The sequence below is a fragment of the Paludibacterium paludis genome (genome assembly GCF_018802605.1).
GTDB classification, from domain to species: Bacteria; Pseudomonadota; Gammaproteobacteria; order Burkholderiales; family Chromobacteriaceae; genus Paludibacterium; species Paludibacterium paludis.
The window spans coordinates 3,024,625-3,047,283 of the sequence record NZ_CP069161.1; the positions used below are offsets into that span (position 1 = coordinate 3,024,625).

Genomic DNA, 22,659 nt, shown 5'->3' on the forward strand with positions numbered 1-22,659 from the left:
CACACGATGAACACACTGCCAACCCCGGACAGAACCGCCCTCGAAGCGGTCGGCGACGCGTACGATCCGGACAAGCTTCTGGAGGTGCGGCGCATGACGCGCGACGCCATCCGCGACATCGCGGCCCGGGTCCGCCCCGGCATGATCGAGGAGGACGCCGTCGAGATGGCCCGCGACCGGCTCGCCGACGCCGGCATGGTGCGCGGCTGGCACGATGTGTATGTCCGCTTCGGCCGCAATACCCTGAAAACCTTCGGCGCGCCGTCCGAACCGGGCGTGGCGCTCGGGGAGGACGATATTTTCTTTATCGATATCGGGCCGGTCTGGAAGCGCTGGGAGGGCGACGGCGGCGATACCTTCGTCACCGGGACCTGTCCCGATCGGCGCCGCTGCGCTGGCGATGCGCGGGCGATTTTCCACCGGGTTCGCAAAAAATGGCTGAGCGACGGGGCGACCGGGCGCGAGCTTTACGACTACGCCGCCGACTGCGCCCGCGCGCTCGGCTGGGAACTCAACCTGGATCTGTCCGGCCATCGCATCGCGGATTTCCCGCACGCGGCCATCCACGAAGGCCCGCTGGCGGACATCGATTTCGCGCCCTCGCGCCTGTTGTGGGTGCTGGAAATCCACATTCGCCACCCGGAAGACGGCTACGGCGCCTTCTTCGAGGATCTGCTGCTCGAGGACGCGCTGTTCGAGTAAGCGGAATGCCCGGCCATGTGGCCGGGCATTCGTTTGACGCCGTGTCTCCCGGCCCGCCGCTCGGCCGTTCATCATTAAGGTTTTGCTTAACTCTTATTCAACCATAACTTATTTCTTGACGCGAATCCGGCATGTGCTACTAAAAACTCATGTAAGAAAAATCAAACAATCGCAGTGATGCCGGCCAGACACCATCGCACCCGCCCGCCATCCTTGGGTGGCAGGAAAGGGCCCGGTTAAACCGCGGATTGAGCGGCATATTCTGTTTCCCCGTGTCAGGGGCAATGGTATCGGCGCGTGGCGCCAGGCTGTCCCTCCCGGAACGGGAGGGCTCTCAGATGAAATTCTGACGGTGTGTCGGAGCGGGAGATGGCAGCGACAAAGGGGGGAGCGCCGGAGGTTGAACCAGCCTGTCATCCGCACGACGGGCCGCCGTTTAGACCGGCCGGCGTTATCGAAAAAGTGCGTTTCGGTTTTTCTTCACCCCCGCGCCGAAAGGATTCGCCATGTCGAATTTCAAACTCAGCCTGCCCACCGACATTCCCTGGGAACGCATCTGCGTGACCGAAGACATGATGGACCGGAACATCTGCGACGAACGCTTGCCGGCCAAATGGCAGACCTCGATGGCCGTCTTCAAGTACCGTCCGGATGACGCCAACCAGCTCTACCCCAACTACACCATCACCTACCTGAAAGTCACCGCGACCATCACCGGCTACCAGCCGCTGGACAAGGAAGTGCAGGGTCAGATCAACTGGAACGGCCTGAACGTGGCCACCATTCCCGGCCTGACCGATCTGCTCAACGCCTACAACCCCTGCCACGGCGCGATCCTGCAGGTGCTCGTCGGACCGTCCGGCCACAACGAAAAAATCCCGCTGTCCGACTACCCGTTCTTTCTCGATTTCGAACCCAAGAAACGCGAGCTGTATGAGCTCGCCACCGACACCAAGGAAAAGCAGTCGCGCTCCATCGAATCGGTGAACGTGACCAAGTCCGCCGGCAACACCCAGTCGACCGAGATCTTCGATATCGACATGGGCGGCGGGGGCGGCGGCGGCCAGGTCTCGGTGTTCGGCACGGGCGGCGGGTTCAATTACAACGCCCCCCACGGGCAATGGGGCACCAAGCGCATGAACGCCGAGGAAGGCATGGCGACGCGTTCGACCGATACCGGCGAGGAAAAGCGCGAAACCTATTCCTTCACCTCGCAGATTTCGCAGATGTACCACCAGCTGGACAGCTACCACCTCGGCACGAATCGCGCGGTCTTTTTCATCCAGCCCCGGCCCCACACCCTGGAGGAACCCTCGGGCTTCGTGCGCGGCCCGCGGCCGGTGGAAGGCATCCAGGAGTTCTTTCTGGTCGTGGCGCAGCCCAAACAGCAGAAGGACTTTTGCGTGGCGGTGCGCCTGGACACCAGTCACCTGACCCGCACACCGGTGATGGACTTCGACCGCAAGTCGGTGTCGACCTCCATCGCCACCGCCAACGCGCCGGTCGCCACCGACCATGACATTCCCGCCGAAAACATCGTCGGCGCGCGGGCCTGTTTCATCGACTGCTGGGATGTCCACTACCAGTGCTACCGCACCGAGGCGCACGACACCGTCACCTTCGACGCGCCGGCCGGGTACCGCATCGAAGGCTTCAACGACCTGATCAACGAGGCGACGCACGGGTCGACCAGCGTGGTGGTGACGCCCAACGGCGCGACGCTCAACATCAATGTGCAGGCCAACGGACATATCTGCTACGAAGGCTCGGAAGTCTGCGTCAACTGTCCGGACACCATCCAGGCCTGGGCCGGGCACGCGCGGCGCCAGGTGCAGGTCAACCTGGTGTCCACCACCCCAACGAAAAAAGTCGGCGAGCAGGAAGTGCTGATGATCACCACCCGCGGGCTGTGCTGCTGCGCCAACGAACGGGTGCGCCACCCCACATTCACCAACGAATACGTCACGGCGATCAAGGCGGTGCCGCCATCGCTGGCGCCGATCCGCCCCGTCACGGCCAGCGACACGGCGACCCATTTGCCAAGCCTCGTCACCGGGGCCCCGGCCGGCGCCCTCCAGGAGACCCCGCGCACCGCGAGCCACACGAGCGGCCTGTGCCCGGAATGCGCGGGCGCGGCGCATACGCTCAACACCGCCACGGCCGCGGCGACACCACCAGCCCCGGCCGGCTACACCCTGCGCCAGGCCAACGAACTGGGCGGCTATATCCGCACCGAAACCCTCAAAAGCCTCAACGACCCGTTCGCCATCCCGAAAAAATTCGTCGACACGGACTTTTTCGCCAAGCAGCTGGAATACGCGGTCGTCCAGACCAAAAAGGGACGCCAGCTCGTCGACCGTCCTGCGTCGGAGCAATTGCCCAAGCGCGCGGTGGACTATCTGGCCAAGCGCCTGCGCAAGCCGCCCAAGGAAGTGACGCTCTCGGACGCCCTCGCGCTGCAGGGGCGCGAACTGGCGGAAGTCAGTGGCCTGAGCGAAGCGGCGATCCAGCGCCTGAAGTTGACCGCCCTCGGGGTCGCCTTCCACGAAGACAAACCCGGCAAGGGCGCCAAGCCCAAGCCTTCCGCTTACTGACGGGCAGCGCGTCATGTCGCTCGCGATCCAGTTCCGGTACGGACCGGACGGCACGCCCTTTTACCTGCGCGGCAAGGGCGATGTCGCCGACGGCACGGGCCGCATCCCGTTTCACGGCATCCTCAGCCGCGGCCTCGTCGAGCGGATGCGGCAGGCCGCGGAGCCGTTCGCGCCCTGGGAAGCCTACGGCCACCTGCTGCATGACCGGCGCGCGGCCCGCTCGCGGGAACTCGCGCGCTGGCGCCGCGCGGCCGACGAGTGCGGGGTGCTCAGCTTCGCCCGGTCGGCCGCCTGCGCCCAGCGGTATGTGGCGCGGTACGCCGGGGGCCGCGCTACCCGGTGCGAGCTGTGGAACGTGAAGGAAGGCCACACCTCGAGTGTCTGGCGCGTTCGGCTCGCCACGGACGGCGCGATGGAGGAATTCGCGCTGAATGTGGCGCGGGATCGCCTCGCCGGCGAAGAGCTGGCCCGCACCTCGGAGACGATGCACCGCATCGCCGAAGCGTGGCCCGACGCGAATCTTGCCAGGGTGCGGGACATCGCGCGGGTGAGCCTCGCGAAAGACGCCGCCCCGGTCGTGGTGACCCGCAACGAGTGGATCGCGGACAGTTTCGAGCTTCACCGCCTGCCCGCGCCCGGCGAGGATCCCGGTCCGCTCGTCGCGGTGGAACGGTTTCTCGCCGACGATGGCGCGCCGTCCCGCCCGCGCCGGATCCTCGGGCGCCGGCTCACCGGGGACGAGTGCGGGCAGGTGGAGCGCGATGTGGGCGGATTTCTCGCGCATACGGCGCGCCTGGGCGCGCGGCTGGACATCAATGACGGCGATCTGGTCTGGAACGGACAGCGCGCCATCGTAATCGCAATCCGCTAGACGGCGAGGTGGGTCGATGGCCGACTACAATCTGACGGTCCCGTCCGGAGCCAATGCGTTCCAGCACAACGGAACGCAATACGCCCCCGGCGACAGCTACAGGACCAGCGATCCGTGCGACGCGCTGGCGTTTTACAACTCCTATGTCACCACCAATCCGGACGGGGGCCGCAGCAACGGCACACCGGATTTCTGGCAAAACATGGAAAAGGCCTGTCCGGCGGGCGCCGGCGGTACTCCGGCCCCGGCGCCCGCCGCGCCGCCCAACGAAACCGCCGCGGCCGCCACGGGCGGCGACTCGGCGCAACAGCAAGGGGCGCCCGCGACGGCCAATCCGCCGGTTCAGGGCCAAAGCCCGCCCCAGCCGGGAGGCGAAGCGCCGCCGGAGCAGCCCCAACCCGGCCAGCCGCACCAGACCCATGGCGGCGAACAGGCGCGGCAGACCGCGCACGGGGGCGATCCGGTGGACCTGTTCCGCGGCGCGCTGGTGCTGGACGAGACCGATCTGATGGTGCCGACCGCGGCCATGACGCTGGCCATGATCCGCCACTACCGCAGCGGCGCGCCCAACCGCGGCCCGTTCGGCTGGAACTGGGATCACAACCACAACGTGTTTCTCAGGGAACTGGCCTCGGGACACGTCGCGCGCTGGGACGGCGCGCTGCACGAGGACCTGTTCCGGCTGCGGGGAACGGATTTCGAGTCGGCGCCCGGCGTATTCCAGATTCTCGAGGCGGTCGCCGGCCAGCCGCAAACCTACCGGATCCGCGGCGACAACGGCCTTGTCTGGCAGTTCGAGCGGCCCGCGGGCTGGACGGACGCCGAACGCATCCCGCTCGCCGAAATCCGCGACCAGCACGGCAACCGCCTGCGCTACACCTACGACACCGCCAACCGGGTGGCCGAGGTGCGCGACGACGATGACCGTTTCCTGCAGTTCGCCTATGGCGAGTGCGGCCTGCTCGAGGCGGTGCGCGATCACGCCGGCCGCCTCGTCCGGTACCTGCACGAAGCCGAAGTCGAGCATCTGTCCTGCGTGCGCTTTCCCGCGACGGCCGACCATCCGGAAGGGACCGCGCGCTATTACGACTACGCGCCGCAGGATGCCCTGCCCGAACTGCGCCACAACCTGATCCGCATCGAGGACCAGGAAGGCCGCACCTACCTGGAAAACGACTACGAGCCTGACCCGGCCGACTTCGCCTTCGCTCGGGTAACCACGCAGCGCTACGGCGATTATGTGTTCCAGTACCGCTACACGCCCATCCAGTACGTGCCGATGGACACCCTGTTCATCAACGTGCCTTCGCTGCGGGTGGAGGTGATGGCGCCGGACTATGGTGTCACCACACACACCTTCAATTATCGCGGCGACCTGCTCGATCACCGTCTGCGCCTGGTGAAGGACGGCACCTACCGCGTCTGCGTGTCCACCAGCGAGTACGACGATCAGGGCAACCGGATCGCCGTCACCGATCCGGACGGCCGCCAGGAGCTGTGCCTGTATGACCACACCAATCCCGACGCGAGAATGCGCGGCAAGCTGCTGCGCCGGGAAGTGAGCGCGGCCGCGGGATTCCCGGCCGCGAGCCGCATCGTCTGGCGCGGCGAGTACGAGCCCGATTACGGCATGCTGCGGCGCCAGACCGACGAAGCGGGCGCCGAAACGCGCTACGAGTACGACTTCGATATCGCGCCGGGGCCGGGCAACACCGGCGCGTTGCGCCGCGTGACGCACCCGGTGGCCATCCTGCCCGACGGCACCGCGCAGCCCGCCGTCACGCGCTACGAAACCGGCGCGCGCGGCCAGGTCACGGCGGTGATCGCGGCCAACGGCACACGCGAGGAAATGGAATACGGCGCGGCCGGCAACGCGCGCGGCCTGCTGGTGCTGCGCCGCACCGACGCCGGCGGCGCCGCCATCGAGGAGCGTTTCGACTACGACGCCTACGGATTTCCCGCGCGGATGACGGATGGCACCGGCGCCGAGCGCCGCCAGGTCCGCAACGCGCTCGGGCAAATCGAACGGTATGTCGCGCCACCCATCGGCGGAGCCACGGTCGAGCTCGTCACCCACTACGATTCGGACGGCAAGATTTCGGCCGTGGACCGGCCGCGCGGCGACTACAGCGATGGCGTGATCGGCGCGGCCACGCACATCACCGACCTCATCGAGCGCGATGTGCTCGGCCATCCGGTGCGCCTGGTGCTGGCGGCGAATACCGCGAGCGCGCGCGTCATCGAACAGGTCAGCGACTACCGCGGCCTGTCCGAAACGGCCACCGGACCGGACGGCGCCCTGCAGCGCACGCAGTACGACGAGCGCGGCCTGCCGCTTCTGGAGGCCGCCGAAGGCGCGGACGGCAGCCGCGCGGCGACCCGGCGCGTCTACGACCGCAGCGGCCGGGTGGTGCGCCTGCTGCAAGGCCCGGCCGGGGAGCGGGAAACCCGCTTCAGCTACGACGGCTTCGGCCGGCTGCGCGCGATCGACCACCCCAACGGCAGCACCAGCCGCTTCACCTGGGGCGCGCGCGACCTGCTGGCCGGCGAAGAGCTCGAAGGCGATCCGGGCGACGGCTCGCGCCGGCTGCTGTCGCGCAAGTCCTACGACTACGACGCCCGCCAGCGGCTGATCCGCACCCGCGAAGCCGCCTTCCGGGACGACCCGGCCGCGGCGGTCGAGCTCACGGAAACCTATTTCTACGACGAGGTGAACCAGCTGCGCCGCATTGTGAATCCGCGCGGCGGCGTGACGATCCAGGACTACGACGGCGCCGGGCGCATCACGCGGCTGGCCGACCCCGAAGGCAACGAGCAGGTCTACGAGCACGACGGCGCGGGACGCATCGTGGCGGTGACCTTCCGCGACAGGGAAGGCGGCGGCGTGCGCGCGCGGCGCTGGCAAACCCTCTACGACGCGCGCGGCCGGCGTATCCGCGCCATCGAACCGGACGGCACCGAAACGCGCGAAGACTACGACGACCGCGACCTGCCGGTGCGCCGCGCCGAACCCGCGGGCGTGGTGCGCGAACGGGTGTTCGGCGCGTTCGGCGAGCTGTTGCGCGACACCCTCGACCCGGCCGGGCTGAACCTCGTCAACCGCTGGGACTACGATGCGCGCGGCCGGCCGGTGCGCTACACCGACCCCGCGGGGCAAACCAGCACCTACGGCTACGACGGCATCGGCCGCCTGGTGTCCACCGCGTACCCGGGAGGACTCGTCAGCACCCGCGATTTTGACAGCGCCGGCCAGCTCGCCTCGGAAAGCGTCGCCGGCGGCCCGGTGTTGCAATTCGGCTACGATGCCGCCGGACGCCTCCGTTCACTGCATAGCGCGGGGGCGGGACCGGTGGCCGCGCTCGCCGATCACACTTTCGCCTACGACGGTTGCAACCGGCTGGTGAGCGCCAGCGCGGGCGGCATCGCCATCGAGCGGCGTTTCGACAGCCGCGGCCGACTGGTCCGCGAGGCGCAAAACGGCGTGGCGCTCGAGCTGTTCCACGACGACCTGGCCGGCACGCGCGAGCGCCGCTGGCCCGACGGGCGGATCGAACGGCTCGGCACGGACCTGAACGAGCGCGTCACCTCGATCCACCGGCTCGCCGCCGGAGCGCTCGGCTCGGGCCCCGAGGAGCTCGCCGAGGTGACGTATTCGGGCCCGCGCCATTTCGGTTCGGCCACCCTGGCGCTCGCCACCACCCAGTCGGCCATCTACGACGCCAGAAAACGCGTGGTGGAGCTCGCCTGCGAGGCGGGCGGCGCGACGCCGGCGCGGGTGCGCTACGCCTATGACGCGCGCAGCCTGCGCCGCGCCGAGCTGATCGACACCCATGCGCCGCGGCTGCGCGGCTACCGCTATGACCGGCGCGACCGGCTGATCGCGTCGGCGGACGGCATCCCGGCCGCGCTCGGCATCGCCGACACCCAGGCGCAGCACGATGCGGCGATCGCGCTGATCGATGCCAAGGCCGCCGCCGCTCCCCGGCGCGACGGCTACGACCATGACGCGGCCGACAACCGGACCCGGCACAGCGAAAGCGGATCGCCGGACGTGCTGTACAGCTACGCGCCCGGCCACCGCCTGACCGGCGCCGGCGCCACGGCGATGAGCTATGACAGCGAAGGCACGCGCCGCGCCGAGGGCGCCCGAAGCTACGACACCGATGCGCTGGGCCGCATTCTGCGGGCCGCGGACGGCGCGACAACGCGCATGGCGATCGTCTACGACGCGCTCGGCCGTCCGGCGCGCATTACCGAGAACGGCGTTACACGCTCCCTGCACTACTTCGGCGAAGAAATCTGGCAGGAGAGCGGCGCGGGCGGCCCGCTGCGGCAGTTCACGCCCCACCCGGCGCTCGCCGGGACGCTGGCGATCCACGAAGCGGGCGCGACCTGGCTTGGCGTGTACGACGGCCGCCTGAACCTCACCGCGCTATTGGACACGAACGGCCAGCGGGTGGAGCAATACCGTTACCGGGATTTCGGCGCGCCCGAAATCCTTGACGGCGCGGGCAACCCGCTGGCCGCGAGCGTGGCGGGCGCGGGGCCGGTGTTCGGCGGCATGATCCATCTGCCGTCCACCGGCCTGTACCTGTCGCGCCGGCGCCTGATGGATCCCGTCAACGGCGTGTTCCTGAGCCTCGATCCGCTGGGCTATGTGGATTCGCCGTCGCTGTACGCGTATGCTTCGCAGGATCCGGTCAACCTGATCGATCCGAACGGCGAGTTCCCCTTCCTCGCGGTGCTGGCGGTGATGGCGGTGGGCGCCGCCATCGCGGGAGGCATGAACGCCACGCGCCAGGGCATCCAGATCGCCGAGGGCAGCCGCCGGGAGTTTTCCTGGGGAGAGCTTGGGCTGAGCACGGGCATCGGCGCGGTCGCCGCGCCGGTGCTGGTGGCCGCGCCGGAACTGGCCGTGCCGCTCGCCGCCTACGGCGTGGCCGGCGGCGTCGACCAGCTGGCGCAGGGCAACTACGCGACGGGCACCTTCGACATCGTCACCTCGGTGGCGCCTTTCGGCTTCAAGGGGCCACGCACCGCGTCCTTCGGCCAGGGCACCCGCTTCGGCCAGATGCGCGGACTTGGCGAGAGCGCCTCGTGGTCGACGCGCTTCGGCCGTTTCAACCAGCTGGACGCTTCGCTGCGCACTACCGCGAGCGACGCCTGGAACCGCCGCTTCTATCGGGGCACCACCTATTACGAAGCCCTGGAAGCGCAGGACAACAACCTGTTGAACCTGGATCAGGTGCTCGGCCGGCAGCATGCCGCGACCGCGCCGCCACGGCTCGGCCCCGGCCTGTATTTCACCGAGGCGCTGGAGCCGCCCGCGCAAGGCAGCGCGCCCTACTGGGCCGATGTGCATGGCGGCGGCGGGCGCGGCGGCGGTCCGGCGGTGCTCGAAGCGCGCCTCCCCAGGCTTTCCTGGTGGTGGCTGAGCCGCCGGGAAGGCGTGGTGTCCGGCGTGCCGCAGCCGGATTTCCCGCTCACGCCGTCCACGCTGGAAACCTTCGTGCCGGAGGGGCTCGCGCCGTGGTTCAACCAGCGGGCGACCTGGCGGGTGCTGCCGGATACCCCGCTGCCGGGACCGGACTACTCGCCGCTGTGGCCGACGCTGTTTTCGCCGCCACTGCGCATGCAGGACCGGGCGGCGCCCGACGCGTCGGGCACGGGCCGGACAGGCGGCGGCGCGGCGGCGCGGCCGGACACGCCCGCCGCGTCCGGACCGGGAAGCTCAGGAAAAAAATAACCGGGGATACCCATGCACGTGGTTTGCCGCACCTTCGAACAGCTGGACGCCCTGGCGCCGGACGAGCGCCCCGCGCCGCGCCCGGACCGCTCGGTCATCGTGCCGGCCATGGCCGAGTACATCCGTTTCACAGGCAAACAGATCGGCATGCCCACACTGCGCTTTGACGGGCGGCGCGAATGGCTCAGCGACGGCGCGCAGTTGATACTGGCATTGCGCCTCGCCGGACGCGCGGCTCCGGTGTACTGCCTGCGGCATGGCGCGCCGCCCGACGAAGGGGAGCCGTTCGGCCCGGACTGGGCACAGCGGACCGGCTCGGATGCCCGTTTGATCACCTTCGCCGCGCCCCCTGATGACGCGCAGCGGGAAGTGCTCCACGGCGCGTGGCCGGTGCCGCCGCAACCGGTGAGCGAGCTCTCCTGGGGCTGGAACGAAACGGACGCCTCCACCCTGCCCGACTGGCTCGCCTGGCTGCGATCCGTGGCCGCGCAACGGCCGGGACTGCCGCCCGTCGCGGCGGTGAACGGTCGGCGGGCGGTGTTTCCGCCGCCCTGAGACCCCTATCCCGGCAGGCGTTCGAGCAAAGCGTCGGTGGTGATGACAGCGCCGAAATGGTGAATGATGTTTTCCAGGACATGGGCCCGCTGCCCCGCCGTGAAGGCCGGGGCCGCGTCGCCGACCACCGTCACCTCGTAGCCCAGATCGTGGGCGTGGCGCAGCGTCGACTCCACGCACACATGCAGCGCGAAACCGGTCAGATAAAGGTGATCGATGCGGTTGTTGCGCAAGAAGGGGTCCAGGTTGGAATTGGCCAGCACGCTGGCTCCCGAGCGTCCGGCCACCACGAACTCGCCACGGCGCGGCACGAAAGGTTCGGCGAAGCGGACCCGCTCCGGATCACGCCAGGTCCCGGCCCGGGGAATCGCGCCCTTCAGTCCCGACTTGTTCTCCCCTTTCGCGAACACCAGGCACTCCGGATCGTCGACCAGCGACAGGCCGGCATGCACCACCCGCACACCACCGGCGCGGGCCCGCTCAAGAAGACGCGCGGCATTGTTCACCGCCGCCTCGAACTGCGGCCTGTCCCGCATCAGCCGGTTCAATGCGCCGTCGGGATCCAGCCATTCGTTCTGGAATTCAATAAAGATCAGCGCGCTACGATCGGTTTCGAACGCGGCGGCGTCACGGGGTTCTTCAGGATTCATCGCTCTTGCTCCTCACAAAGTGACGTGGACCTCACCAAGCAATATAAACCTTACGTCAACTGTAGATTAATAACCAAAAAACGGGCGGACCGGCGCCGCCCCGCCTCAGCGGGCCTTGCCCGCCTCTTCGATCAGGGTTTTCATGCGGGCGATGTTCGCCACCAGATCGAGCTCGAAGCCGCGCAGCTCGTCGAGCTTGCCGCGCGTGACCGCCAATTGCGCCTCGAGCATCCGCAGCACCTTTTCCTTGCCGCGGATCCCCGTCGCCTCCTCGAAATACAGATCGATCACTTCGCCGATCTCGTCAAGGCTCAGGCCCAGGCGCTTGAGCGCCGCGATCTTCTCCAGGCGCCGCACCGCCTCTTCGTCGTAATAACGGTAGCCCACCCCCTCGCGCTCGGCCGGGCGCAGCAGCCCGATGCGTTCGTAGTAATGGATGGTGCGGTGGCTCACGCCGGCGCGCCGGGCCAGTTCGCCGATCTGCAGCAGGGAATCGGGAGACGACATTGAAACAAACCTGACGTTATATGTAGATTCAAAGATAGCAGCCATGCGACAAGCATGTCAACCCAACGCCGCAGATCATCTCATGTCCTGGCATCCGGCCACGCCAGACGGCACGCCAATCCGAAAAACACCCCACCCAGCAGCAAGCGCGGCAACCGGCCGGAGCCCGTGCCCTGACGCAGACGATCCGCCAGCCGGGACGCCAGCACAATCACCACACCGTTCACCAGCAGGCCGATCAGGTTCAGCACCGTCGCCAGCGTCATGATCTGCAGCACGACGGAATCGCCGCCGCCGGTCTGGATGAATTGGGGAAACAGCGCAAGGACGAACAGGGCCATCTTGGGATTGAGGAGGTTGGTAAACAGCCCTTGGGCAAAGATGCGCCCGCCCGTCGCGCCCGAGCCCGTGCGCGGCGCGTCAGAGATCGATGCCCTGGCGGAGAGGGTTTTCCAGGCGAGGTACAGCAGATAGGCCGCGCCCGCGAAGCGCACCGCATCGTAAGCGAATGGCACCGCCAGAAACAGCCGGGACAAGCCCAGCGCCGCCACCAGCGCATGGCAGTAGGTGCCGGCCTGGATGCCGGCCAGCGTGGCGAAGCCTGCGCCCCGCCCCTGGCTTGCGGAACGCGAAGCGATGAGCAGCATGTCGGGACCGGGCGTGGCGGCCAGCGCGAGGCATGCCACCGAAAACAGTGCGAGGGTATCGAGGGAGAGCATGAAGAATCTTTCGTGACAGGCGAAAGGAAAGTCATTTTACGGTCGCCCCCTCTCGTTCACAAGCGGCCGGAGAAGCTCCTCGCGAGCCAGCCAAAACGCCATCGCCCCCCGACCGCTTGACCCGGCAATCAGGCCGCGTGGCTGTGTTTCTCCCGTTCGATGATTTCCAGGGCGGCACGGGCCAGAAAACCGGGCCTCGTATCGAGGACCGCGCTGACGTGCCGGGCGAGAACAAAACGCGGCATACTCACATTGAAACGGGATGGCACGGCATCGAGCTCCGACATGGCGACCTCCACGTCGTCCCGGACAGCACCACGATAGTCCGGATTCTGCATATTGAACCGCCCCGGGCTTGCGGAACGCGAAGCGATGAGCACCAGTGCGGCGGCTAACGGCCACAAAAAACGGCGCGAGGGTATCACTGGAAAGCATCCATGGCCTACCGGAAAAACCTCGCTCATGCGGAGGAACACTCCTGCGGCAACTCGATACTCACCAGCAGCCATCGAGACGCTAGGGCTTAACCGCAAACGGCGCCTGCTGCTGGTTCGCAGCGGCACTCGCGGGCTGGGTCAGTATATCTGTCGAAGTTTGCAATCATCGGGGTCTGGACGAAGGAAGCGAGGCGTGCGAGGCCTATCTCTCGCGCCACAAGACCGCCCTGCGGTTCGCCAGGACCAACCGCCAATTGATCGCGCAGCGCATACTGGCGAGACTGCGCGGCGAAGGCACGCGGGTGATCGATATCGACCACAACATGCTCGCCAGCGCGACGGTCGGCAATGTGCGAGGCTGGCAGCACCGCAAGGGGGGCGACACCGGTGGATCGGGGTTGTCATTCCCGGTTCGCGCGGCGATTACAGTTATCTGGTCGAGCCCGTGGCGGACGAGATCAGCCTGTTTTCCCTTGCGCATGGCGCGGGGCGCAAATGGATGCGCAGCGAGTGCAAGGACCGGCTGTCCTCCCGCTATTCCCCGCAACAACTGAAACGCACCGCCCCGGGCAGTCATGTCGTGTGCGACGACCGGCAACTGCTTTTCGAAGAGGCGCCGGAAGCCTACAAGAGCATCGGCACGGTGATCGAATCGTTGCGCGAAGCGGGCCTGATCCACGTGATCGCGCGACTCAAACCGGTGCCGACCTACAAACCCCGCGGGGAGTCCGTCTGATGCTGCTCGTGGAAATCTCCGCCGCCCAAGGCCCGCTCGAATGCGCGCGAGCGGCGCACAAGGCCCTGCACCGGCTGCTTTTCGAAGCGGAACAGGCCGGCGTGCGCGCACATGTGGTGGAGCAGGGACCCGGCGAGAAGCAAGGCACCTGTCTCTCCGCGCCCCTGAAACTGGAAGGCGACGCCGCGCAGGCGCTGGCCGCACGCTGGCAAGGCACCGTGCAGTGGAGCTGCGCCAGCCCCTACCGCCCCCATCTCCCGAGAAAAAACCGGTTCATCGGCGTCGCGGTCTACCGGGAGCCACCACCGGCAAAGAGCGGCGCGATCCGCTTCGAAGCTTGCCGGGCGTCCGAACCGGGCGGACAGCACGTCAACAAAACCGACTCCGCCAGCCGCGCCACCCATAGCGCGAGCGGCATCAGCGTCAAGGTGCAAGCCGAGCGCGGCCAGCACGCCAACAAGCGGCTGGCCGTGCTGTTGATCGAGCAGAAACTGGCGCAGAAGGCCGAGCAGTCGAAAGGGGAGCTCCGCGCCCAGCGACGTCTGCTCCACCAGGACGTGGAGCGTGGCAACCCCTGCCGTGTATTCAGGGGGGAACGGTTCGAACCGGTGAAATAGCGCCCAAACCCGGAATGAGTGACCGGCACACTAACATGGCCGCTCACTCCCGAAAAACGGCAACAACAAACATTACCGGGCCAAGCTGGCCATGACGGACGGTACCAACCGGGCTGAGACGGCTCACCCCGCATGCGTGCAAGACTACATCAGTGTTTTTCACCGTTTCCACTTTCCAAGCCATAACATACTCGACCGGCTCCAGACCTCCAGCTATACTGGGAACAACAAAGGACAGTATGTCCGCATTTTGACCCAGAGAGATTTTGCATGAACGCACCAATGTCCAGCCAACTTCAGATCGTCCTAGCTGAGCTTCGCCGCTATCACTCCCAAGCGGAAATTGCAGCCACACTGGAGGTGGACAAGAGAACCATACGCCGCTGGGAAGCGGGCGAGTGCGTCCCGCCAAGTTATGTCATCACAGCCCTGAAACAGATGCTCCCACCAGGTCTGCCCTTTGATGAGCCGAAAGCCGATTTCACATTTATCGACCTGTTCGCAGGCATTGGCGGGATCCGTCAGGCCTTCGAAATGATCGGAGGGCGCTGTGTCTTTACTAGTGAATGGGATAGCTATGCCCAAAAGACCTACCGGGAGAACCATCCGTCAGACGGTCACGAATTGAACGGTGATATAACCGAAGTCAGCACCAGTGACATTCCCGACCACGATGTACTTCTCGCTGGATTCCCCTGCCAGCCGTTCTCCATCGCAGGCGTGTCCAAGAAAAATGCTCTCGGGCGTGCTCACGGTTTTCAGGATGAGACTCAAGGAACCCTGTTCTTTGATGTTGCACGTATAATCGCAGCGAAACGACCACGTGCCTTTTTGCTGGAAAACGTCAAGAACCTGATATCCCATGACAAAGGGCGTACCTTCGACGTTATACGGAGAACCTTGCGTGACGAGCTTGGATATCATATTCATTATCGCGTGATAGATGGAGCTCATTTCACCCCTCAACATCGTGAACGCATCATTATTGTCGGCTTCCGCGAGCCAGTCGCATTCGATTTTGATGCAATCCCGCTACCGGAAAAAGGACGCCGCCCACTCAAAGACATCCTGCATAAGTGCGATGGCTCAGAGCCGATTTTGCCTTGGGATGGTGACAGGTTCTTTGACCACAGTAATCGCAAAGTACAGGACAAATATACTCTTACACCAAAATTATGGGCTTACCTGCAGCAATATGCAGAAAAGCACAGAGCCAAGGGTAATGGTTTCGGTTTTGGTCTTGTTACACCAGAAAGCAAGGAGACTCGAACCCTTTCTGCACGTTATTACAAAGATGGATCAGAGATATTGCTATACCAGATAAACACGAATCCTCGCCGTTTAACTCCAAGAGAATGTGCACGACTAATGGGGTTCGATGATACCTTTCGTATCCCTGTTTCTGATACCCGAGCTTACAAGCAGTTTGGCAACTCAGTTGTAGTAAGCGTCATAGCCCACACGGCTAGACTCATGCATCAGTTTTTGGTGAACGAAACTCTAGAACCAGAGCTGCCGTTGACTGAACAGCAAATAGCCTGAACCTGCCATGGCCGACATCGTTGATAGGGCGACCCGAAGCCGAATGATGTCGGGAATAAAGAACAAAGACACCAAACCGGAAGTCTTCGTCAGGAAAGCCTTGCATGCGCGGGGCTTCCGTTACCGTCTGCATGTCAAAAATATCCCCGGTAAGCCCGATCTGGTCTTTCCGAAATACAAAGCATTGGTTTTCATCAACGGATGCTTTTGGCATGGACATGATTGCCACTATTTCAAACTACCGTCCACTCGTACGGCTTTCTGGCAGAAGAAAATAGAAAGCAACCGCCAGCGAGATAGCAGGCAATTGACTGCCAACAGGGCGGCTGGGTGGAAAACTCTTGTGGTTTGGGAATGTGCAATCCGTGGGGCAGCGCGAACTGCACATGAAACTTTAGTCAAGCTGATATGTGACTGGCTCACCATGGAAAACGAAGACAAACAAATTAAAATTAACAATAAAACCGAACGAAACAGTTGCGAAATCCAATTGCTATCACCAACAGAAACGGAGCAATAACGACATCACGATATTCGCCTCTGACGATATAACTAATTTTAAAGAAAATATTCATACAGTTCACATACCCACTTAAACATTATTTCTACTTTTTTACCAGATACGGCTGGCTGACCCTATAGTCCCCCCCCGATAGCTGCAAGACATTACGTGTTCCTATCTTTTCACTACCACCGCAGCCATTTCAGCCAAACAAAAACTGGCGTTCAACGAATCGGCCCAGCACTCTTCATATGCTTAATTTTTAAACATTGACATGTAATCACTTTTACTGGTAGAACAAGGGAGTTTATTTATTTTCCTGTGTATACCAAAGAGCAGACATGTTCCCGAACCTCGCAGCCCTCCTTGACAGGTTTGTTTCCTTGGGGGCGATCAGCGCCTTTTGCAAACCTCTTGCAGAAAATGACAATTCAAAGCAACAAATCTATCTTGGTAGCAGCTTTCAAGTTGTCCAGATGTTCCGTTTCGAACAGATCCAAACCTGTCGGGAAGGGAAAATCGACAACTACAAGGCAAAACTCAATTTTTACTGGATAGATGCGGAGGGGAAAGAGCAGGCAAAGGGTTCACAACTAATTCTGTATCCGCAATATCCTGAGGTTCGATTGTCAGGATTTTTGAAAGGATGCCGACGAGCCCCAAACGAGCATCTGCGCCCCACACCAAAAGAAGCACGAAAACACAATAATAACGAAGATGGAAGGGTGCTTTTTTTTGCAGTAACACAGAATGGTTTGACCCTTGCTTTTCTAGCACCAGCCGGCTCAATATTAGCCATCGAGTTTCTCAAGCGTCGTGAATCTGGTGAGTTTGAAAATTCAAATATTTTCACTAACCTTCCGCTTCCCTCAAGAAATACAAAAAGTCTTCTTTTAGGAAAATTAAATCAAATAAGACAACACGGTTGGCATGAATCAGTACGTCTCGACAAAAGCGGAAATAGAGTACCCTATAAAGCAAAAAATGGCGGAGGCTATACACTGGAGGCATTGCTCGGCATTATTCCAAATGGCAGATCCGAGCCGGATTTTATGGGGTGGGAAATCAAAGCACATAAGACATCACGTATAACCTTGATGACTCCAGAACCCGATGGCGGGATGTATGGTGAACAGGGTGTCGAAGCATTCGTAAGAAGATTTGGTCATTCAACTGCGAATGGTACTCTGTACTTCACCGGCCAACACAAAGTAGGCATCCGGAACAAGAAAACATCGCTAACTCTCTCTATTAACGGGTATGACCCTGAGAAAAATGTTATCACGGATGTCGCTGGTGCAATTGAACTTTTAACAGACGATGGAGAATGTGTTGCTTCATGGTCTTTTGAAGCATTACTGCTGAAGTGGAATCGCAAACATACACAGGCAGCCTATGTCACGTACGAGAGTCGCAAGGAAGCGCAACTGACGGCGTATCGATTCCTGAGCCCTGCTTTGGCTGGAGAAGGAACCGATTTTTCGAAGTTTCTTCAGGCCCTCGCAGACGGAGCAATTGTTTTTGACCCCGGTTCAAAAGTCATGGATCCTGAAGGGCAAAAATCCACTGTAAAAGCAAGAAGCCAATTTAGAATTACAAAAAAAATGCTACCGAGACTATATTCTAAATTTGAGCCATTTGAATTCTAGGCACACATAAACCACTACCCCTACAAATAAGCCAAAAACAATCAACATCCTTATTGACACAACCAAAATATTTATAACATATTACTCCGCATATAATCAACAAGCGAAAATTCCACTTCAAATCATGAATGGCAATATATTTTACTTATAAAATCCACTAGTTTAATTTTCCAGACATTTACTTTCATTACCATGTATATTTTCTCACTTTAACAATTGGAATATTTATGAGCTTTATTTTGGCCACCACGGAGAAAATTGTTCGCTGGTATGTGTACGACATTACAGACACAAAAAAAGGTTTCGAACTTATCAATAATCTAGATCTGATGAAAGTACCACTGCTGGCTGACAAAGAAACAGCCAAAATCTATGCTAAAATGCTTGGTCTGAAGACTTGGCGGTACGTAAAGCTGTAAGCAAATATCAAGCAATATTATTCATTACTATATTTGGCTCCCGGCTGGCATTACAGTACCGATGCGTAATAAATCCTTACGGTTACCAATCCCTTGGACAAGCAATTTTCAACGTATTGCAGCTCGACACATTTCCAAAAGCATTCCGATGATAATTACCGCGCTGTTAGGACCGGGACCAATAGCCAGCCACACCCTACTGGGCGACAAACACTAGTCAAAGATAAGGGTTCCATTAAATTTTCGCAGCTCGCAACTATTATTGACATTACAGAGAGAAGTGCTTACTCAACAGCCGCCGCCTTGGCATAGTTTTGTATGTGGCTTGTACCGAAGATCTCGTGAAGCCCAAGTGAACGATCAGGGTAATGATTGACAGTACGCTCGAGGAAGAGTGAACAAACAGCGCTGAATTGAAGAGGAATGAATTTTCGGACTTGAAACCTTTTAGATACGGCCAGATAACGTAATAGAACAAAAACCCGCAAAGCTTTATGCTGTGCGGGTCTTGTCTACTTTCCGGAACGCCCCGGAGGGTCTGTGGTGCCCGGAACCGGAATCGAACCGGTACGCCTTTGCAAGCGGCAGATTTTAAGTCTGCTGTGTCTACCAATTTCACCACCCGGGCAGGATTCTGGGAGTGAGCCCAGCATTCTAATGTGTTAGGCGGCGCCTTAGCAAGATCGGCGAACTCTGAAAAATTGACAGTGTCTATCCCTGTTACTTACAGTGCCAGCACAACAACAGAGTGAGACATCATGGCTATCAGTGTTTTCGATTTGTTCAAGATAGGCATCGGCCCTTCCAGCTCCCACACGGTGGGCCCGATGCGCGCCGCCCGCCAGTTCGTCGCACGGCTCGAGAAGGATGGCCTGCTCGCCGCGACGGTTGCCGTGCGGGCCGAGCTGTTCGGCTCGCTTGGCGCGACCGGCAAGGGGCACGGCTCCGATGTCGCGGTGCTGCTGGGCCTGCAGGGCGAACTGCCCGATGTGGTCGACACCGACGAAGTGCCGCGCATGCTCGAGGCGATCCGCGCGTCGGGCCGCCTAAGCCTCATCGGCCGGCACGAGATCGCCTTCACCGAGGCCGAGCACCTGGTGATGCACAAGCGCAAGAGCCTGCCCTACCACCCCAACGGAATGATCTTCGAGGCGTTCGGCGCCGACGGCGAGTCGCTGTCCCAGCGCGCCTACTATTCGGTCGGCGGCGGTTTCGTTGTCGACGAGGCGGCCGTGGAGGCGGGCTTCGCCCCGCCGGGCGCCACCGAACTGAAACATCCCTTCACCTCGGCGGCCGAACTGCTGGCGCTGTGCCAGCGCTACGGCAAGCCGATCAGCCAGATCATGCTGGAAAACGAACTGGCCTGGCGCAGCGAAGAGGAAATCCGCCGCGAACTGCTGCGTATCTGGCAGGTGATGCAGGACTGCGTGAAACGCGGCTGCGAACGCGAAGGCATCCTGCCCGGCGGCATGAAGGTGCGCCGGCGCGCCGCGGACCTGCACCGCAAATTGATGGCGTCGCCGGAAGCCGCGCTGCGCGACCCCCTGACCGTGATGGACTGGGTCAACCTGTACGCCCTCGCCGTCAATGAAGAAAACGCCGCCGGCGGCCGCGTGGTCACCGCCCCGACCAACGGCGCGGCGGGCATCGTGCCGGCCGTGATGCACTACTACGCCCGCTTCGTGCCCAACGCCGGCGAAGACGGCATCGTGCGCTTCTTGCTCACCGCCGGCGCCATCGGCATCCTGTTCAAGCTCAACGCCTCGATCTCCGGCGCCGAAGTCGGCTGCCAGGGCGAAGTCGGCTCGGCCTGTTCGATGGCGGCGGGCGCCCTCGCCGAAGTCATGGGCGGCACCCCCGAGCAAGTGGAGAACGCCGCGGAAATCGCCATGGAGCATAACCTCGGCCTCACCTGCGACCCAGTGGGCGGCCTCGTTCAGGTGCCGTGCATCGAGCGCAACGCGATGGCCTCGATCAAGGCGATCAACGCCGTGCGCATGGCGCTGCGCGGCGACGGCCACCACTTCGTGTCGCTCGACCGGGTGATCAAGACCATGCGCGACACCGGCCGCGACATGAACAGCAAGTACAAGGAAACCGCCCGCGGCGGCCTCGCCATCAACGTCGTCGAACTGCCGGTCAACATCGTCGAATGCTGAGCGCCGAAATCTGGCCGTGGCTCAGCCGCCTCGGCGATTCGTCCGTGATGCTGCGCACCGGTCTGGTGATCGCGCTGGGCCTCCTCGCCCGGCGCGAATGGCGCTGGCCGCTCTATCTGATCCTCGCGATGTCCGTCACGGTGGTCAGCAAGATCCTCTATCTGGGCTGGGGAATCGGTATCGACTCACTGGCGTTCCGGGGCTTCAGCGGCCACAGCCAGATGGCCGCGGCCATCCTGCCGCTTCTGGCGGCGGGCCTCGCGCCGCGCGGAATTCGGGCGCAGATGTTCGCGCTGGGGATGGCGCTGGCGTTTCTCGTCGGTATCTCGCGCCTGGAAGTGCACGCCCACACCCCCAGCGAAGTGGCCGGGGGCCTCGCGCTCGGCTACGCGGTCAGCCTCGCCGCCGCGCGCCGCGCCCTGCCCGCCTGGACGGGTCTGCCGGTCGCCTGCCGGGCGCTCGCGGGACTCGTGACACTCTGGTACTTCGTGCATTTCGTGCCCGCGCCGACGCAAGGCATCATCGGACGCCTCTCCCTCGAGCTCGCGCGGGTGCTGTAGCCTACTCTCCCAGCGCCGCCGCGAGCTCGGCCTCGACCTCGCCGCAGCGCTCCTTGAGCACATCGACGAAACGGTCCACGCTTTGCGACGGAGGCCGGTACAACGGCAGCGCCAGCGCCACCGTATAGGGAATGGCGACGCGGAAACGCCGCATCGCCAGCCCCCGGCCCCGGTAGCCGAGCGCCGTCACCGCGTTGACGATCGCCGCGCCGACCCCTTCGATCACCATCTCGCACAGAGCCGCCGAACTGTGCGTTTCCACCACCGGCCGGCGCGTCACGCCATGTTCGTGGAACACCTCGTCCACCTGTTGGCGGTACGGATCCGATTCGGCGAGGTAAATGCAGTCGAGTCCGGAAAAATCGGCGGGATCGAGCACCCGTTTGGCCGCCAGCGGATGCCCCTCGGGCAGCACGCACACCTCTTCGGTGGTCAGCACCGTCTCGACGCGCGTGCCGCGTGGATCGATCCCGCCCTCGGTCAGCCCCAGGTCGTGGCGCTGCGCCGCGAGCCATTCGTCCAGCAGCGGCGGATCCTGCGGAATGAGGCTCAGCGACACGCCGGGGTAGCGCGCCAGAAAACGCCGGCACACCGACGGCATCAGGGTCTGGGCGAGACCCGGCTGGCACACCATGGAAATCTGCCCCTGGTCGAACTGGCGCAGGGCTTCGGCGGCGTTGACGATGCGCTCCAGACCGAAATAGGAGCGCCGCACCTCGTCGAACAGCATCAGCGCCTGGCGCGTCGGCACCAGGCGTCCGCGCGCGCGCTCGAACAGCACGAGCCCGGTCAGGGTCTCGAAACGGGCGAGCTCCCGGCTCACCGTCGGTTGCGAGGTCGCGAGCAGGCGCGCCGCCTCGGTGACGCTGCCGGCGGTCATCACCGCCCAGAAAATCTCGATGTGGCGAAGGGAAACGGACATATCAGCGAATAAACAGCCAGAGGGTCAGCACGAGGCCGACACACACCACAAAACCGCGCATCAGCGATTCGGGCAGACGGTGCATCAGCCAGGCGCCGAGCAGGCCTCCGGCGATGCCGCCGGCGCCCAGGGCCAGCGCCGCGGGCCATACCACCCGGGATGATGCCACGAAAACCGCCACCGCGGACGCATTCATCGCCATGGCCAGCACATTCTTGCCGGCATTGGCCTGGCGGACCGGCTGGCCCGCCAGCGTCAGGGCCGCGAGCATCAGGATGCCGATGCCCCCGCCGAAATAACCGCCGTACACCGCGATGCCCGACTGCGCCGCGACCAGCAGCGGCAAGGGCAGAGGCTTCGCCGCTTGCCCGCCCTTGCGCAGGAAGCTGCCCCAGGCGAACACCAGCGTCGCGAACAACACGAACCACGGCACCAGAAACGAAAACGTCGCCACCGGCGTGTGCAGCAAAAGCCCGGCGCCGACGGCACCGCCTGCCACGCTGATCAGGAACAACTGCCAGAAGCGCAAGCGCCCCACCCCGGACACCAGGCGCCGCCCGGCCAGCGCCGAGGTCACCTGCGAAGGGAACAGCGCCACGGTCGAGGTGATGTTCGCCGACAAGGGATCGAGCCCCGCGAGCAGCAGCGCCGGAAAAGTGATGAACGAGCCGCCGCCGGCCAGCGCGTTCTGCGCCCCGGCATAGAGGCCGGCGAGGGCGACCCAGGCAAGCGCTAAAGGATCCGTCATGGCGGTCTCCAGTCAGGCGGCGTG

General features: G+C 63.2%; 20 protein-coding genes and 1 tRNA gene. 14 read left to right on the top strand and 7 right to left on the bottom strand.

Annotated features, from left to right (window positions below; genetic code table 11):
* The first annotated feature begins 6 nt into the window (after positions 1-6).
* The 5 genes from JNO50_RS13795 (at position 7) to JNO50_RS13815 (ending at position 10,468) form a co-directional block, all read left to right on the top strand.
* Positions 7-702: a M24 family metallopeptidase gene (locus JNO50_RS13795; protein WP_189530680.1), complete on the top strand. Its 696-nt coding sequence runs from the start codon at positions 7-9 to the stop codon at positions 700-702.
* A gap of 506 nt (positions 703-1,208) precedes the next feature.
* Entirely contained in the window at positions 1,209-3,296 is a 2,088-nt protein-coding gene (locus tag JNO50_RS13800) for a hypothetical protein (protein WP_189530678.1), read from the top strand.
* 145 nt (positions 3,297-3,441) lie between these two features.
* Entirely contained in the window at positions 3,442-4,167 is a 726-nt protein-coding gene (locus tag JNO50_RS13805; RefSeq protein ID WP_189530676.1) for a hypothetical protein, read from the top strand.
* 16 nt (positions 4,168-4,183) lie between these two features.
* Positions 4,184-9,913 carry an RHS repeat-associated core domain-containing protein gene (locus tag JNO50_RS13810; protein WP_189530674.1) on the top strand — a complete coding sequence of 1,910 codons (5,730 nt, stop codon included), beginning with the start codon at positions 4,184-4,186 and terminating at the stop codon, positions 9,911-9,913.
* Between the two features lie 12 nt (positions 9,914-9,925).
* Positions 9,926-10,468, top strand: coding sequence for a hypothetical protein (locus JNO50_RS13815; RefSeq protein WP_189530672.1), 543 nt, complete (start codon positions 9,926-9,928; stop codon positions 10,466-10,468).
* A 5-nt stretch (positions 10,469-10,473) separates the two neighbouring features.
* Here the strand turns inward: JNO50_RS13815 and JNO50_RS13820 are convergent, their stop codons facing one another.
* The 4 genes from JNO50_RS13820 to JNO50_RS13835 form a co-directional block, all read right to left on the bottom strand.
* Complete coding sequence (locus JNO50_RS13820; protein WP_189530671.1) at positions 10,474-11,118, bottom strand: cysteine hydrolase family protein; 645 nt, start codon at positions 11,116-11,118, stop codon at positions 10,474-10,476.
* 105 nt (positions 11,119-11,223) lie between these two features.
* Positions 11,224-11,625, bottom strand: coding sequence for a MerR family transcriptional regulator (locus JNO50_RS13825; RefSeq protein WP_189530669.1), 402 nt, complete (start codon positions 11,623-11,625; stop codon positions 11,224-11,226).
* An 80-nt stretch (positions 11,626-11,705) separates the two neighbouring features.
* Positions 11,706-12,344, bottom strand: coding sequence for a LysE family translocator (locus JNO50_RS13830; protein WP_189530667.1), 639 nt, complete (start codon positions 12,342-12,344; stop codon positions 11,706-11,708).
* A 128-nt stretch (positions 12,345-12,472) separates the two neighbouring features.
* Positions 12,473-12,808 carry a type II toxin-antitoxin system HicB family antitoxin gene (locus JNO50_RS13835; RefSeq protein ID WP_215796382.1) on the bottom strand — a complete coding sequence of 112 codons (336 nt, stop codon included), beginning with the start codon at positions 12,806-12,808 and terminating at the stop codon, positions 12,473-12,475.
* Positions 12,809-13,008: 200 nt separating this feature from the next.
* On the opposite strand from JNO50_RS13835, the gene JNO50_RS19285 reads away from it, so the two are divergent.
* The 7 genes from JNO50_RS19285 to JNO50_RS13870 all read left to right on the top strand — a co-directional run bounded on the left by JNO50_RS19285 (position 13,009) and on the right by JNO50_RS13870 (position 18,246).
* Positions 13,009-13,335 carry a hypothetical protein gene (locus JNO50_RS19285; RefSeq protein ID WP_425325369.1) on the top strand — a complete coding sequence of 109 codons (327 nt, stop codon included), beginning with the start codon at positions 13,009-13,011 and terminating at the stop codon, positions 13,333-13,335.
* Positions 13,227-13,517 (top strand): RtcB family protein, encoded by a 291-nt coding sequence (locus JNO50_RS19290; RefSeq protein ID WP_215796601.1) that lies wholly within the window; start codon positions 13,227-13,229, stop codon positions 13,515-13,517. The genes JNO50_RS19285 and JNO50_RS19290 overlap by 109 nt, the downstream gene beginning before the upstream one ends.
* Positions 13,517-14,134, top strand: a complete 618-nt coding sequence (prfH, locus tag JNO50_RS13850; protein ID WP_189530663.1) for a peptide chain release factor H — start codon at positions 13,517-13,519, stop codon at positions 14,132-14,134. Before JNO50_RS19290 ends, prfH begins: the two co-directional genes overlap by 1 nt.
* Positions 14,135-14,572: 438 nt before the next feature.
* Complete coding sequence (gene dcm / locus JNO50_RS13855) at positions 14,573-15,676, top strand: DNA (cytosine-5-)-methyltransferase (RefSeq protein ID WP_215796586.1); 1,104 nt, start codon at positions 14,573-14,575, stop codon at positions 15,674-15,676.
* Between the two features lie 7 nt (positions 15,677-15,683).
* Entirely contained in the window at positions 15,684-16,196 is a 513-nt protein-coding gene (locus JNO50_RS13860; RefSeq protein ID WP_189530659.1) for a very short patch repair endonuclease, read from the top strand.
* A gap of 323 nt (positions 16,197-16,519) precedes the next feature.
* Entirely contained in the window at positions 16,520-17,827 is a 1,308-nt protein-coding gene (locus JNO50_RS13865) for an MvaI/BcnI family restriction endonuclease (RefSeq protein ID WP_189530657.1), read from the top strand.
* 227 nt (positions 17,828-18,054) lie between these two features.
* The gene (locus JNO50_RS13870) at positions 18,055-18,246 is read left to right on the top strand and encodes a hypothetical protein (protein ID WP_189530655.1); all 192 of its coding nucleotides are present in this window, start codon (positions 18,055-18,057) and stop codon (positions 18,244-18,246) included.
* Between the two features lie 541 nt (positions 18,247-18,787).
* Here JNO50_RS13870 and JNO50_RS13875 read toward each other — a convergent pair.
* Positions 18,788-18,874: transfer RNA gene (locus tag JNO50_RS13875), tRNA-Leu, on the bottom strand.
* A gap of 130 nt (positions 18,875-19,004) precedes the next feature.
* On the opposite strand from JNO50_RS13875, the gene JNO50_RS13880 reads away from it, so the two are divergent.
* Positions 19,005-20,405, top strand: coding sequence for an L-serine ammonia-lyase (locus JNO50_RS13880; protein WP_189530653.1), 1,401 nt, complete (start codon positions 19,005-19,007; stop codon positions 20,403-20,405).
* Positions 20,399-20,965, top strand: coding sequence for a phosphatase PAP2 family protein (locus JNO50_RS13885; protein WP_189530651.1), 567 nt, complete (start codon positions 20,399-20,401; stop codon positions 20,963-20,965). The genes JNO50_RS13880 and JNO50_RS13885 overlap by 7 nt, the downstream gene beginning before the upstream one ends.
* A 1-nt stretch (position 20,966) precedes the next feature.
* Here JNO50_RS13885 and JNO50_RS13890 read toward each other — a convergent pair whose 3' ends face one another.
* Together JNO50_RS13890 and JNO50_RS13895 are read right to left on the bottom strand one after the other, a co-directional pair.
* Positions 20,967-21,887, bottom strand: a complete 921-nt coding sequence (locus tag JNO50_RS13890; RefSeq protein ID WP_189530649.1) for a LysR family transcriptional regulator — start codon at positions 21,885-21,887, stop codon at positions 20,967-20,969.
* 1 nt (position 21,888) lies between these two features.
* Positions 21,889-22,635 (bottom strand): sulfite exporter TauE/SafE family protein, encoded by a 747-nt coding sequence (locus tag JNO50_RS13895; protein WP_189530647.1) that lies wholly within the window; start codon positions 22,633-22,635, stop codon positions 21,889-21,891.
* Positions 22,636-22,659 lie beyond the last annotated feature (24 nt).